The organism is Streptomyces sp. HUAS CB01 (genome assembly GCF_030406905.1).
GTDB lineage: Bacteria > Actinomycetota > Actinomycetes > Streptomycetales > Streptomycetaceae > Streptomyces > Streptomyces chengbuensis.
In genome coordinates this window covers 1,188,727-1,202,851 of sequence record NZ_CP129137.1, presented here as the reverse complement: position 1 = coordinate 1,202,851, position 14,125 = coordinate 1,188,727, and the positions used below count along the sequence as shown (strand labels likewise).

The 14,125-nt window shown below is 73.0% G+C and carries 12 protein-coding genes; 10 read left to right on the top strand and 2 right to left on the bottom strand.

Annotated features, from left to right (window positions below; genetic code table 11):
• Positions 1 to 37: 37 nt before the first annotated feature.
• From QRN89_RS05375 to QRN89_RS05365, 3 genes are read left to right on the top strand one after another with little or no spacing between them, the layout of a single operon-like run.
• Positions 38 to 448 carry a guanyl-specific ribonuclease gene (locus QRN89_RS05375; RefSeq protein ID WP_290348203.1) on the top strand — a complete coding sequence of 137 codons (411 nt, stop codon included), beginning with the start codon at positions 38 to 40 and terminating at the stop codon, positions 446 to 448.
• A complete protein-coding gene (locus QRN89_RS05370; RefSeq protein ID WP_290348202.1) occupies positions 445 to 807 on the top strand; it encodes a barstar family protein in 363 nt (120 codons plus the stop codon). The genes QRN89_RS05375 and QRN89_RS05370 overlap by 4 nt, the downstream gene beginning before the upstream one ends.
• Before the next feature lie 36 nt (positions 808 to 843).
• On the top strand, positions 844 to 2,355 hold the full coding sequence (locus tag QRN89_RS05365; RefSeq protein ID WP_290348201.1) for a GuaB1 family IMP dehydrogenase-related protein: 1,512 nt from the start codon (positions 844 to 846) through the stop codon (positions 2,353 to 2,355).
• A 487-nt stretch (positions 2,356 to 2,842) separates the two neighbouring features.
• Here QRN89_RS05365 and QRN89_RS05360 read toward each other — a convergent pair whose 3' ends face one another.
• Entirely contained in the window at positions 2,843 to 3,931 is a 1,089-nt protein-coding gene (locus QRN89_RS05360) for a GDSL-type esterase/lipase family protein (protein ID WP_290348200.1), read from the bottom strand.
• Positions 3,932 to 4,241: 310 nt separating this feature from the next.
• On the opposite strand from QRN89_RS05360, the gene QRN89_RS05355 reads away from it, so the two are divergent.
• From QRN89_RS05355 to QRN89_RS05325, 7 genes are all read left to right on the top strand, one after another.
• Positions 4,242 to 7,292, top strand: coding sequence for a sensor histidine kinase (locus QRN89_RS05355; protein ID WP_290348199.1), 3,051 nt, complete (start codon positions 4,242 to 4,244; stop codon positions 7,290 to 7,292).
• Positions 7,285 to 7,722 carry a roadblock/LC7 domain-containing protein gene (locus QRN89_RS05350; RefSeq protein ID WP_290348198.1) on the top strand — a complete coding sequence of 146 codons (438 nt, stop codon included), beginning with the start codon at positions 7,285 to 7,287 and terminating at the stop codon, positions 7,720 to 7,722. Before QRN89_RS05355 ends, QRN89_RS05350 begins: the two co-directional genes overlap by 8 nt.
• Before the next feature lie 4 nt (positions 7,723 to 7,726).
• Positions 7,727 to 8,095, top strand: a complete 369-nt coding sequence (locus QRN89_RS05345; RefSeq protein WP_290348197.1) for a DUF742 domain-containing protein — start codon at positions 7,727 to 7,729, stop codon at positions 8,093 to 8,095.
• 245 nt (positions 8,096 to 8,340) lie between these two features.
• A complete protein-coding gene (locus QRN89_RS05340; RefSeq protein WP_290348196.1) occupies positions 8,341 to 9,813 on the top strand; it encodes an amino acid permease in 1,473 nt (490 codons plus the stop codon).
• 10 nt (positions 9,814 to 9,823) lie between these two features.
• Entirely contained in the window at positions 9,824 to 10,279 is a 456-nt protein-coding gene (locus tag QRN89_RS05335; protein ID WP_290348195.1) for an Lrp/AsnC family transcriptional regulator, read from the top strand.
• 372 nt (positions 10,280 to 10,651) lie between these two features.
• Positions 10,652 to 11,464, top strand: a complete 813-nt coding sequence (locus tag QRN89_RS05330) for a carbon-nitrogen hydrolase family protein (RefSeq protein ID WP_290348194.1) — start codon at positions 10,652 to 10,654, stop codon at positions 11,462 to 11,464.
• Between the two features lie 40 nt (positions 11,465 to 11,504).
• The gene (locus QRN89_RS05325; RefSeq protein WP_290348193.1) at positions 11,505 to 13,199 is read left to right on the top strand and encodes a flavin monoamine oxidase family protein; all 1,695 of its coding nucleotides are present in this window, start codon (positions 11,505 to 11,507) and stop codon (positions 13,197 to 13,199) included.
• Between the two features lie 196 nt (positions 13,200 to 13,395).
• Here QRN89_RS05325 and QRN89_RS05320 read toward each other — a convergent pair whose 3' ends face one another.
• Complete coding sequence (locus QRN89_RS05320) at positions 13,396 to 14,100, bottom strand: DUF5995 family protein (protein ID WP_290348192.1); 705 nt, start codon at positions 14,098 to 14,100, stop codon at positions 13,396 to 13,398.
• Positions 14,101 to 14,125: the final 25 nt, after the last annotated feature.

Genomic DNA, 14,125 nt, shown 5'->3' with positions numbered 1-14,125 from the left:
ACCGCCCGGGCCGCCCCCGCGTGACAGCATCGGCGGCATGCTGAACCGGCCCCCGCGGCTTCTCCTCGCGCTGCTGTCGGCCCTCACCGCCCTCCTGCTGACCGGCTGTCCGGGCGACGGCTCCGGGAACGGCACCGGCGAGCGCAGCCCCGCCGCATCCGCACCCGCCGGCCCGACCACCGTCCGGGCCGCGGACCTGCCGCCGGAGGCCCGCGAGACCCTGCGCCTCATCGACGGCGGCGGCCCCTTCCCGTACCGGAAGGACGGCAGCACCTTCGGCAATTTCGAGGGGATCCTGCCCGAGCGGGAGCGGGGCTACTACCGGGAGTACACCGTGCCCACACCGGGGGAGCGCGACCGCGGCGCACGGCGCATCGTCACGGGCCGGGAGGGGGAGGTCTACTACACCGACGACCACTACGAGACGTTCAGGGTGGTACTCCGATGAGAAACGATCCTCTCGCCGCACTGTTCGGTGCCACCCCGGGGCGCAACATCACCGTGCTCGACCTCCACGGCGTCACCGACAAGAAGACCTTCATGGAGCGCTGCGCCGGTGACCTGGGGCTCCCCGCCTGGTTCGGCCGGAACTGGGACGCCCTCGCCGACTGCCTCACCGACCTCCCCGGCGAGGAGGGCACCCTCGTCCTCGTCTGCCGCTGGCAGGACTACGCCGCCGCCCGGCCGGGGGAGTGGGCGATCGCCCAGGAGGTCCTCACCCACGCCGTCGACACCATGCCGGGGCAGCTCGCCGTGCTGCTCGCCCTTGGAGGATCTGACGAGAGGGCGTCCCGCGGTCCTGGATGATCGGCCCGCACGGTTCAGCCCCCGGCTCATGGGACAATGAAGTACGTGCGTTTTCTCCCGGACGAGCGTTCGGGACCCCTCCGAATCGACTGGGATGTTCAGCACGTGCGTTTCCTGAATGACATCAAGCCGCCGTACGACCTGACGTACGACGACGTGTTCATGGTGCCGAGCCGATCGGCCGTGGGCTCCCGTCAGGGCGTCGACCTCGCCTCCCCCGACGGCACGGGCACCACCATTCCGCTGGTCGTCGCCAACATGACCGCGATCGCCGGCCGCCGGATGGCCGAGACCGTCGCCCGCCGCGGCGGACTCGTCGTGATCCCGCAGGACATCCCGATTGACGTCGTGACCGAGGTCGTCACCTGGGTGAAGACGCGTCACCACGTCCTCGACACGCCGATCGTGCTCACCCCGCACCAGACCGTCGCCGACGCGCTGTCGCTCCTGCACAAGCGCGCCCACGGTGCGGGCGTCGTCGTCGACGAGGAACAGCGGCCCGTCGGCGTCGTCACCGAGCACGACCTGTCCGGTGTGGACCGCTTCACCCAGCTCGCCGAGGTGATGTCGAAGGACCTCCTGCTCGTCGACGCGGACATCGACCCGCGTGAGGCGTTCACCAGGCTCGACGGCGCCAACCGCAAGCTCGCCCCGGCCGTGGACGGGGACGGCCGGCTCGCCGGCATCCTGACCCGCAAGGGCGCCCTGCGCGCCACGCTGTACACGCCGGCCACCGACGCGAACGGCAAGCTGCGCGTCGCCGCCGCCGTCGGCATCAACGGCGATGTGGCGGGCAAGGCCAAGCAGCTCCTCGACGCCGGCGCGGACACGCTCGTCGTCGACACCGCGCACGGCCACCAGGAGTCGATGATCGCGGCGATCAAGGCGGTCCGCGCACTCGACCCGCAGGTGCCGATCGTCGCGGGCAACATCGTGGCCGCCGAGGGCGTCCGGGACCTCGTCGAGGCCGGCGCGGACATCATCAAGGTGGGTGTCGGCCCCGGCGCCATGTGCACCACCCGCATGATGACCGGCGTGGGCAGGCCGCAGTTCTCCGCCGTCCTGGAGTGCGCCGCCGAGGCGAAGAAGTACGGCAAGCACGTGTGGGCCGACGGTGGTGTCCGCCACCCGCGCGACGTCGCCATGGCGCTCGCCGCGGGCGCGTCCAACGTGATGGTCGGTTCGTGGTTCGCGGGGACGTACGAGTCGCCCGGCGACCTCCAGCAGACGGCCGACGGCCGGCTCTACAAGGAGTCCTTCGGCATGGCCTCCGCGCGTGCCGTCCGCAACCGGACGAGCGAGGAGTCGGCGTACGACCGGGCCCGCAAGGCGTTGTTCGAGGAGGGCATCTCCACCTCGCGCATGTTCCTCGACCCGGCCCGCCCGGGCGTCGAGGACCTGATCGACTCGATCATCGCGGGCGTCCGCTCCTCCTGCACCTACGCGGGCGCGGGCTCGCTGGAGGAGTTCGCGGAGAAGGCGATCGTCGGCATCCAGAGCGCCGCCGGGTACGCGGAGGGCAAGCCGCTGCACGCCAGCTGGAACTGACGACCTTCGGGCGGGCGGTGGCGACGGTCGCACCGCCGGCCGGGCCGGTCCTCCGCGTCGCCGGTCACTTGCGAACGGCCGTGGTCCCGGGAGTCCTCCTGGGCCACGGCCGCTTTCCTTGTGAGGGCGGGCGGTCCGGGGCGGTGGAACCGGCACGGCCGGCGGAGTCGGGAGCCGGTCGGGCGTGCTCCGTACCGGGTCGGGGCCGCCCGGCACCGTGTGCGAGCTCGGCTCGCGTGGCGCGTGCGCGGACTTCCTCGTGCCGGTGCCCGCCTCCTGTGCCGCGTCACGGCGCGGGTTCCCGGCAGTCCCCGGCCGGGCGTGCCCGTCCTCCGTGCCGCGTCGCCCCGGCCAGCGTCCCGGGGCTGCTCTCGCACAGCGTGCGCGCGGTGTTCTCGGACGCACCCTGAAGCCGCGCCCGCGCCCGCCCCCTGCACCCCACCTGTGTCCTCCCGTGCCGCGTCCGGGCCCGGCCGCGCGCGGTGTCTCAGACGCTCCCCGAGCCCGGGCCCGACCTTGAGCCCGTGCCCGAACTCGCGACCGGGCCTGAACTCGCGCCCGCGGGGGCCGGTGCGCCGGCGAAGCCCGCATCCCGTAGCGCTCCCGTCACCGCCGCGGCCATCCGGGCGTGGCCCTCGTCGTTTGGGTGCAGACCGTCCGCCAGGTCGTCCGCGGTCAGCACCCCGGCGCCCGGTAGCAGGGCCAGCCGGTCGTCGCCCGCCGCGACGAGGTCCCGGACGGCCTCCTCCATCGCCGCGCGGAGGTCCGCGAGCGTCGCGCCCAGCGCGTTGCGGGTGGTCTCGGCGTCCGGGCGCAGGACGGGGGAGACGAGCAGCAGCGGGGTGGCCGGGTGCCCCCTCCGGACGAGGGAGACGAAGGCGCGGGTCGTCTCGTACAGCAGCGGAGCCGAACTGGGAACGCCCGACCAGCAGTTGGTGCCGAAGGCGAGGGTCAGCAGGTCGGCGGGCAGCGCAGCGAGCTGCTGCGCGGTCGCGAGTTCGCCGCGGGCAGATCCGGCGTAGCCGAGGTTGACGCAGTCCAGTCCGAGGGCCCGGCCGGCGGCCGAGGGCCAGGCGTGCGCGGGCCGGGTCGACCACCAGCCCTCGGTGATCGAGTCACCGTGGACCACCCAGCGGGACCGTCGTGGAGCGGGGACCACCCTGCCGCCCAGCCCGCGCACGCCGAGGATCACCGGCGCCTGGGATTCCGGCGGATGGACGGTGAACGGCCCCGGCCCGGGTGGCAGGGGGATCGTGACCGTCGCCTCCTCGGCCGGCTCGGTGAAGGACTCGGCCGCACAGCGGTCGCCCTCCCACAGGGCGAAGCAGTGCGCGAGGTCGCGCAGCGCGTCGGCGGTACCGGGCACCCGGGCCCGGTAGCGGAGTTCGACCGCCCGGGCGCCGTCGGGAGCCGTGAACTCCAGTCGTACGCCGATGGGGAGGGCGGCGCGCTCCCGGGTGTCCCACGGCAGCCGGGCCGCGTCGCCGGGGTCGGCCCGCACCGGACGCCCGCCGTCGAGCCAGGCCACACCGCGCAGGAACGCTCCGGGGTCGAGCCAGTTCGGGTCCGGCGTCACATGGGCCTCCGTCCGGTCGGGTGCGGGATGGCGTGCGGACTTGACTCCTACCCCGCGCGCGGCGATCGGTGCCTCTCGCCCGTCTCTGCCCCTTCCGGGGCCCGCGGGCGCTGCCCGTCGGCCATCGGGGTGTCACTGCCCGTGGCCGGTTACGGCCCTCGGCGTTACCGGCGGGAGCATTGCGCGGCCGGTAACCGATCGCGTAGCTTCTGCCCCTACCCGGCGGTAACACCCGCTGGCCGTATGTCCCGAACGTTCAGGGGAGCCCATGCGCCGGCGATTGCGCCCTCCCACGATCCGCGGCCGGATCGTGGCCCTCACCGTTGTGCCCGCCGTGGCCCTGCTGGCGTTGTGGAGCTTCGCCATGGTGTCCGTGACGGGGGACCTGCGGGCGCTGATCCGGCTCCAGAGCGTGTACGAGACGTTCGGCACCCCGGTCGACACGGCCGTCGGGCAGATCCAGATCGAACGCCGTCTCGCCGCCGCCTATCTCGGCGCCGGGCAGCGGAACGCCGGGGCGGCGGACGCCGCCGCGCTGCTGGCCCAGCAGCGTGCGACCGATCACGCCGTGGGGGCCATGCTCGACGCCGTCGGCGACCGGGAGCGGCGCGAGGACCTGTCCGCCCGGCAGCGGGAGTCCCTGGACGCGATGGCCCGGGCCGCCGCGCGGCTCGACGCCCTGCGGGACGAGGTGGTCGACCGCCGGCTCTCCTGGAGCGAGGCCGTCGACGCCTACACGGCGATCGTCGAGCCCACCTTCGACGTCCAGTCCCAGCTCACCGCGCTGCAGGCCGGTCAGCTCGCCCGCGAGGCGCAGGTCGTGGTGGAGCTCGTGCGGGTGCGCGAGTTCGTCTCCCGCGAGGATGCGCTCGTCGCCGGCGCCCGGGCCGCCGGCGTCCTCACGGACGGCCAGTACGACGCGCTCACCGCGGCCATCGAGGACCGCCGTGTCTTCCACCGCACCTACGTCCCCGATCTGCCCGCCGACTCCCGGAAGCTCTTCACCGACTTCCAGCGGGGCGCCGAGTACCGGGCTCTGACGTCGGGCGAGGACGCGCTGCTGCGGGCCGGTGCAGGGAACGCGGGACAGGCCATGGCGGACGCCTCGTGGCGGACCACCACGGACCGGGCGGTGAAGCGGTACATGCTGCTGTGCACCGAGTCGGCGCTGAACGCGGCCGAGCGCGGACGTGCCTTCGCCTACCGCGAGATGGTGAAGGCTGCCGTCGTCGGCCTCGCCGGACTGGCCGCGGTCGCGCTGTCGGTCTGGCTCTCGGTGAGCGCCGGCCGACGGATCGCCCGGCGGCTGGAGGAACTGCGGGACGCGGCGGACGTCCTCGCCACCCGCCGGCTGCCCGAGGTCATGGAACGGCTCGGCGCGGGCGAGGACGTCGACCCCGCCGCCGCGGCGCCGCCGCTCGACTTCGCCGACGGGGACGGGGAGCCCGACGAGATCGCGCAGGTGGGCACGGCCCTCAACGCGGCGCGCCGGGCGGCCGTCGAGGCCGCGGTGAAGCAGGCGACGCTGCGGCGCGGCATCTTCGCCGTGCTGCTCAACATCGCGCGCCGCAACCAGGCGCTGGTGCACCGGCAGGCGAAGCTCGTCGACACACTGGAGCGCCGGACGACGGACCCCGACACGCTCGAGGACCTCTTCCGCATCGACCATCTGACGACCCGGATGCGGCGTCACGCCGAGGGCCTGATCATCCTCTCGGGCGCGGCGCCCGGACGGCGGTGGCGCAGACCGGTGCCGCTCGTGGACGTGGTGGCGGCCGCGGTCGGTGAGATCGAGGACTACACACGCGTCGTGGTCCCCCCGATGCCCGCGGTCGGCGTCGGCGCGGACGCCGTGGCGGACGTGGTGCACCTCGTCGCCGAGCTGGTCGAGAACGCCACGGCCTTCTCCCCGCCGCACACCCAGGTGACCATGCGTACGGGCGAGGCCCGCAACGGCTTCGTCCTGGAGATCGACGACCGAGGCCTCGGCATGGACGGCGAGGAACTCGCCCAGGCCCACCGCACCCTGGCACGGCCCGGCGACTTCGACCCGGTCCAGGACGAGCGCCTCGGCCTGTACATCGTCGGCCGTCTCGCCGCCCGGCACGGCATCACGGTCACCCTCACCCGCTCCCCGTACGGGGGCACCACGGCGGTGGTTCTGCTGCCGCACACGATCATCACCCCGGCTGCGCCGGAGCCGGACCCGTCCGCGTCCTCGGCACCGGTCCGGGAGCCTGCCGCGGTTCCGTCGGGCGGGGCGGTGGCCCCCGGGGCCGGGCGGACGCCGCCGGGCGCGGGCGCCGTGGTCCACGCCCTCCCCCTCCGCACCGTGGCGCCCGCGGAGCTCCCGGCCGAGCACGGCAGCGCCGCACCCCCCGAGCGGGAAGGCACCACGGGCCCCCGGCCGGGTGGCGACGACCAGCAGCCGGGAGTCCGTCCCGGCGCGGACGGCGCGGGCGTCCGGGCCGAGGCCGACGATCGCGAGGCCGGTGTCCGGCCTGCTGTCGGCGGCGAGCAGGTCGGCGACCGGAGCGCCACCGGGGATGGGGCTGCCGGTGTACGGGCCGAGGCCGACGTTCACCTCGCCGGCGACCGGCCCGTCGCCGACGTTCGCGAGTCCGAGGCCGGGGTCCGGCCTGGGCCCGACGACCCGCAGGCGGAAGTCCGTACGCCCGGCGACCGGCCCCTCCCGCTTCCCACCCGCCGGCGCCCGCACCCCCTGCCCGCGGAGCGGCGGACCGGCTCCGGCCTCGGTACCGACCGTGGACCGGCGCGTGCCGGCTCCGGCACCGTTCCCGGAGCGGAGTGGACCTCCGCCGACCCGGCATCGCGCTCCGGCAGCGGACAGGAAGACGGCCGGGCGCAGGCCCGGACCGCGGCCGTCCCCGCACCCCCGGCCCGGGACGGACGCCCGGCCGAGGGCGGCGGAGGCGCAGCGCCCATCGGTGAAGGGCTCCCGGCCGGTGGCGAACCGGCGCCGGCGCCGGACCCGGCACCGCGGACCCTGCCCACCCGGATCCGGCAGGCCTCCCTCGCCGCGCCGCTCCGCGAGGGATCCCCCGGAGGGGAGCAGGACGGGCCCGGCAGGCCGGAGCGGGAGGTGAGCGCGGAGGAGATGCGGGCCATCTTCGGGGCCTTCCAGCGGGGGCTCGACCGCGGACGGAGGAGCGAGCCGCACGGAAGCGAGCCGCACGGAAAAGAGCCGCACGGAAGCGAGTCCCGGGGCAGCGAGCCCGGCCGCGACGAGCGTCGAGGCAAAGAGCACCGCGGCACCGGGCCGCACGGGAGCGAGCCGCCCGGGAGCGCACCGGCCGGGCGGGGGACCGGGCACGACGAAGGGACACGCGACGATGGCTGAGCCGTACGACAGAGAGACCGGACGGACCGCCGCCGGCGACCTCGGCTGGCTGCTCGACGATCTGCTGGACAGGACCGACCACGTCCGGCAGGCCGTGCTGCTCACCGCGGACGGCCTGGTGACCTGCGCCTCCCGGGGCATGCCGCAGCGGGACGTCGAGCATCTGTCCGCCGTGTGCGCGGGCTTCCACAGCCTCGCCAAGGAGACCGGTTCCCGATTCGCGGCCGGGAAGGTCCGCCAGACGATGGTCATGCTCGACGACGCCTACCTCTTCATCACTCCGGCCGGCGACGGCAGCCGCCTCGCGGTGCTCAGCGACACCGAGACCGACGTCGGCCAGCTCGCCCACGAGATGGCGCTCCTCGTGAAGCGCGTCGGCCGGCACATGGCCGTCCCCGCGCGCTCGGCCGCCGAGGCCCCCGACGCGTAGTCCCGTGAACGATCACTGGTACGAGGACGAGACCGGGTCGATGGTCCGGCCGTACACCGTCACCCGCGGCCGGACCCGTCCCGCCGCGGAGCACCACATCGATCTGATGTCGCAGGTCAGAGCCGTGGAGTGGGACAAGCCGGAGCCTCGGCTCGACCATGCCCGCAGTGCGCTGCTGGATCTGGTCCGCCGCGCGCCGCGACCGGTCGCCGAGGTCGCGGCGGACGCCGACATGCCTCTCACGGTCGTCCGGGTCCTGCTCGTGGACCTCGTCGAGGCGGGTCTGGTGCGGGTCTCGGAGCCGCCCGCCCGACGGGGCACGTACGACCCGTCCCTGCTGAGGGAGATAGCCGACCGGCTGCGGGAAATCTGAAGACTCTTGCGCCGCTGTGCAACGTTCCCCCGCCGTCGCCCCCAGTACGCAATGATCTTGCGCGGGTGCGCAAAGCTCATGCATTACGGTCGGGAACGTCAACCTCGTAGGGTCCTGCCTGTACGTGGAGTGGCGGGGACCGTCTGCTCGGCGATTCCCCGCGCTCCGGGCTGCTCTCAGTCATGCCCGCGCCGGGCCGCCGCGGTCGCCGCCTCACCGATAGGCAGCGATAAGGAGCCTCCCCAGTGTTGGACCACGGCGCAGCGCCCACCGTCACTCCCGAGAGGGATCCCGGTGGCCCCGCCCAGGGCCTCGGCAGCCGTCTGATGCGGCGCAAGCCCGTCGAGCAGCTCGTCTCCGAGGGCGGCCAGGGTGAGGGCGGCACGCTCCGCCGCTCGCTCACCATGTGGCAGCTGACCATGATCAGCATCGGTGCCACGCTCGGCACCGGCATCTTCGTCGTCCTCGGCGAGGCCACCCCGCTCGCCGGCCCGGCCGTCGCGATCTCCTTCGTCGTCGCCGGCCTGACCGCCCTGTTCTCGGCCCTTTCCTACGCCGAGCTCGCCGGCGCCGTGCCGGTCTCCGGCTCGTCGTACTCGTACTCGTACGCCACGATGGGCGAGCTGATCGCCTGGGTCTGCGGCTGGTGCCTGGTGCTGGAGTACGGCGTCTCGGTCGCGGCCGTCGCCGTCGGCTGGGGCGAGTACCTGAACGAGCTCCTCGACGGCACGATCGGGGTGACGATCCCGAGCGCGGTGTCCGCGCCGATCGGCGAGGGAGGGTTCATCAACCTCCCCGCACTCGTCGTCGTGCTGCTGGCCATGGTCTTCCTGATGGGCGGCGCCAAGGAGAGCGCCCGCGTCAACACGATCATGGTCATCATCAAGATCGTGACGCTGGTGCTCTTCATCGGCATCGGCTTCATGGGCATCAAGGCCGGCAACTACGCCCCGCTCGCCCCGCTCGGCGTCACCGGGATCAGCGCCGCCGCCGCCACGCTGTTCTTCTCGTACATCGGCTTCGACGCCGCCTCCACCGCCGGTGAGGAAGCGAAGAACCCCAAGAAGGACCTCCCGCGCGCGATCATGCTGTCGCTGCTGATCGTCACCGTGCTCTACTGCCTCGTCGCCCTGGTCGCCGTCGGCGCCATGCCGTGGCAGGACTTCGAGGGCACCGAGGCGGCGCTCGCGCAGATCATGAAGGACGTCACGGGCCAGGGCTTCTGGGGCGTGGTGCTCGCCGCCGGCGCGGTCGTCGCGATCGCCAGCGTCGTCTTCGCCGTGCTGTACGGCCAGACCCGGATCCTGTTCGCGATGTCCCGCGACGGCCTGGTGCCCAAGGTCTTCGCCAAGGTCGACGAGAAGACCGGCGCCCCGCGGGCCAACACCGTGATCGTCTCGCTGTTCTGCGGCGTGCTGGCGGCCTTCATCCCGCTCGGCGAACTGGCCAACGCCACCAGCATCGGCACGCTCTTCGCCTTCGCGCTGGTCAACGTGGCCGTGATCATCCTGCGCTGGAAGCGCCCGGACATGAACCGCACCTTCAAGGTCGTGCTCTTCCCGGTCACCCCGATCCTGGGCTTCGGCTTCTGCGCCTACATGATGCTCAGCCTGCCCGGCATCACCTGGGTGTGGTTCGGTGGCTGGATGGCCGCCGGGCTCGTGTTCTACTTCCTGTACGGCCTTCGCCGCTCCCGGTTGGCAACTGCAGAGAAGTGATCCACCCCCCGTGCGACTGAACGATCTCGACGAACGCATCGTCCACGCCCTCGCCGAGGACGCCCGCCGTTCCTACGCCGACATCGGTTCGCTCGTCGGCCTGTCCGCGCCCGCCGTCAAGCGGCGCGTGGACAGGCTCCGGGCGGAAGGAGCCATCACCGGCTTCACCGTCCGCGTCGACCCGGCCGCCATGGGCTGGGAGACCGAGGGGTACATCGAGATCTACTGCCGCAGCAACACCTCGCCCGAGTCCATCCAGCGCGGACTCGAGCGGTACCCGGAAGTCGCGTCCGCCTCCACCGTCACCGGCGAGGCGGACGCGATCGTCCAGGTCTTCGCCTCCGACATGCGCCACTTCGAGCGCGTGCTGGAGCGCATCGCCGGCGAGCCCTTCGTGGAGCGGACCAAGTCGGTCCTGGTCCTGTCTCCCCTGCTCAGGCGGTTCTCCTCGGGGGCCCCTGCCTGACGCCCGGCAGGGCGACCCGGGAGCGGCGTCCCCCGGCCGGCGTCCGGCCGGCGCAGCGCCGCACCGGTCGGCCACCGGACGAGCCGCGCGGCCGGGTGACCGCGGAACGAGCGAGCGGCGACCGGACGACGACCGGGTGACCGCGGGACGACCCGGCCACGACCGAGGTCCGCCGGACGGGCACGCCCCGACGTCGTCCGAACCAACGGAAGCACCGACGGCCGAGACGCAACGAATCGCCGGTCCCCGGCAAATTCACGCAACGGATCGACACTCTGAACGCAACGGTCCCGCCTTGTCCCGGCGGTTGGCCGGAACGTACCGTTTTTGACGTCTCCCCGACGCCCTTCCCACTCCTTCCGAGGTAGGTCCATGCCGCCGCTGCGCACCGCCCTGCTCCAGAGCTCCGGGACCCCCGGCGACATCGCGAAGAACCTCGAGATCCTCGACACCCACGCGGCCCACGCCGCCGCCGCGGGGGCCGGCCTGCTCGTCGCCCCGGAGATGTACCTCACCGGCTACGCGATCGGCGCCGACGTGCACCGCCTCGCCGAGACGTCCGACGGCGCCTCCGCCGGGGCCGTCGCCGCGATCGCCGCCCGTCACGGGATCGCCGTCGTCTACGGCTACCCGGAGCGCGGGGCCGGCGACGAGGCGGGCGCCGTGTACAACGCGACGCAGCTGATCGGCCCCGACGGCACCCGCCTCGCGAACTACCGCAAGACCCACCTCTTCGGCGGCTTCGAGAAGAAGTGGTTCACGCCCGGCGACGAGACGGTCGTCCAGGCCGAGCTCGGCGGTCTCCGGATCGGGCTGCTGATCTGCTACGACGTCGAGTTCCCGGAGAACGTGCGCGCCCACGCCCTGGCGGGCACGGACCTGCTGGCGGTGCCGACCGCGCTGATGAACCCCTTCCAGTTCGTCGCCGAGAAGCTCCTCCCGGTCCGCGCCTTCGAGAGCCAGATGTACGTGGCCTACGCCAACCGCACCGGCCCCGAGGGCGACTTCGACTTCGCCGGGCTGAGCTGCCTCGCCGGCCCCGACGGCATCGTCCGGGCCCGCGCCGGTCACGGGGAGGACCTGGTGACCGGCGACGCCGACCCGGCCCTGCTGGCCGCCTCCCGCGCCGACAACCCGTATCTGCGCGACCGCCGTCCCGGCCTGTACGGGCCGCTCGCCCGCTGAGACCTCCCGCCCCGCCCCGCCACACCAGGAGCAACACCCCATGACGTCCACGGTGCCCACCGCCGTCCCGCACACCGACGCGCAGCCGCCCATCACCATGTTCGGGCCGGACTTCCCGTACGCCTACGACGACTTCCTCGCGCACCCGGCGGGGCTGGGCCAGATACCCGCGACCGAGCACGGCACCGAGATCGCCGTCATCGGCGGCGGTCTCTCCGGCATCGTCGCCGCGTACGAGCTGATGAAGATGGGTCTCAAGCCGGTCGTCTACGAGGCGGACCAGATCGGCGGCCGGCTGCGCACGGTGGGCTTCGAGGGCTGTGACCCGTCGCTCACCGCGGAGATGGGAGCGATGCGCTTCCCGCCGTCCTCGACGGCGCTGCAGCACTACATCGACCTGGTGGGGCTGGAGACCCGGGCCTTCCCCAACCCGCTCGCCGAGGCCACCCCCTCGACCGTCGTCGATCTCAAGGGCGAGTCGCACTACGCGGAGACCATCGCCGACCTGCCCCAGGTGTACCGCGATGTCGCGAAGGCGTGGAACGAGTGCCTGGAGGAAGGCGCGGACTTCTCCGACATGAACCGCGCCATGCGCGAGCGCGACGTCCCGCGCATCCGCGAGATCTGGGCCAGGCTCGTCGAGAAGCTCGACAACCAGACCTTCTACGGCTTCCTCTGCGACTCCGAGGCCTTCAAGTCCTTCCGGCACCGCGAGATCTTCGGCCAGGTCGGCTTCGGCACCGGCGGCTGGGACACCGACTTCCCCAACTCCATCCTGGAGATCCTCCGCGTCGTCTACACCGAGGCCGACGACCACCACCGCGGCATCGTCGGCGGTTCCCAGCAGCTGCCGCTGCGGCTCTGGGAGCGGGCGCCGGAGAAGATCACACACTGGGCGTACGGCACCTCGCTCGCCACGCTGCACGTGGACGGGGAGCCCCGGCCCGCCGTGACGCGGCTCCACCGCACCGCGGGCAACCGCATCACCGTGACGGACGCCTCCGGCGACATCCGCACCTACCAGGCGGCGATCTTCACCGCGCAGTCCTGGATGCTGCTCTCCAAGATCGCGTGCGACGACTCGCTGTTCCCCATCGACCACTGGACGGCGATGGAGCGCACGCACTACATGGAGTCGTCCAAGCTGTTCGTGCCGGTGGACCGGCCGTTCTGGCTGGACAAGGACGAGCAGACCGGCCGTGACGTCATGTCGATGACGCTCACCGACCGGATGACGCGCGGCACCTACCTGCTGGACGACGGCCCGGACAAGCCGGCCGTCATCTGCCTCTCGTACACGTGGTGCGACGACAGCCTCAAGTGGCTGCCGCTGTCCGCGAACGAGCGCATGGAGGTCATGCTCAAGTCGCTCGGCGAGATCTACCCGAAGGTCGACATCCGCAAGCACATCATCGGCAACCCGGTGACCGTGTCCTGGGAGAACGAGCCCTACTTCATGGGTGCGTTCAAGGCCAACCTTCCGGGTCACTACCGTTACCAGCGGCGCCTGTTCACCCACTTCATGCAGGACCGGCTGCCCGACGACAAGCGCGGCATCTTCCTCGCCGGCGACGACATCTCGTGGACGGCCGGCTGGGCCGAGGGCGCGGTGCAGACGGCGCTCAACGCCGTGTGGGGCGTGATGCACCACCTCGGCGGCGCCACCGACACCACCAACCCGGGCCCGGGCGACGTCTTCGACGAGATCGCCCCGGTGGAGCTCCCCGAGGACTGACGCCCTCCCCGGGACCCGTGCCCCGCGGGTCCCCCAGGTACGTACCCCCGCCGCCGACCGCGATCCGGCCGGACCCGGGAGGTCACCTCAGCCGCCGTCGGCCGGTCACCCCGGCCGGCGGCGGCTCCTTGTGCGCACCGGGGTCGGGTCCGGCCCGCCCGCCCACCGCGTCCGGGCGCCGTCCAGGCTCCTCGTGTCAGCGGAGCGGGGTGAGCAGGCAGCGCCCGACCAGCCCCGTCCCGGCGTCCAGCCGTTCGGTGAACTCCTCTGCCAGCGAAGGGAGTTCCCGCAGCCCCCAGAGCAGCCTCGCCGCCGACCAGGCGCCGTCGCGGGCCCGTTCGAGGCTCCACGAGCCGACCAGATGGGTGAGCGGGTCGGCGATCTCCAGCAGATCGGGGCCGGGCATCAGATCCTCGCGGATGCGCTCCTCCAGCATCGTGAGGACGTCGCCCACACGATCGAAGTCCCCTTCGAGGTCCGGCGGTCGGCAGTCGAGCGTACGGCAGGTGTCCACGACGGCCAGCGCGAGATCGTGTCCGATGTGCGCATTGATCCCGGCCAGCGCGAACTGCAGCGGACGTACGCCGGGGTGACGGCGGAACTGGAACAGCGGACGCCAGCAGGCCGGCGCCCGGCCGCCGGCCGCGACCGTGTCCGCGGCCGACAGATAGCGCTCGGCGAAGAGAACCTGCAGGGTGACGGCGGACCTGCGGTCGGGGAACCTGCCGCGTTCGACGCACCGGCCGAGTTCCTCCGTGACGGTGAGGTAGACGCGGTTGAACACCGCGATGCCGTCGCCCTCCGGCCAGTCGGAGCGGAACGCCCGCATCCGGGCCAGCACCGTGTCGACCGAGGCGCGGCGCGCGTCGCGGCCGGCCGCGTACTGTGCGATCTTCGCCATGGGGGCAGCGTCCCAGCCATGGGCT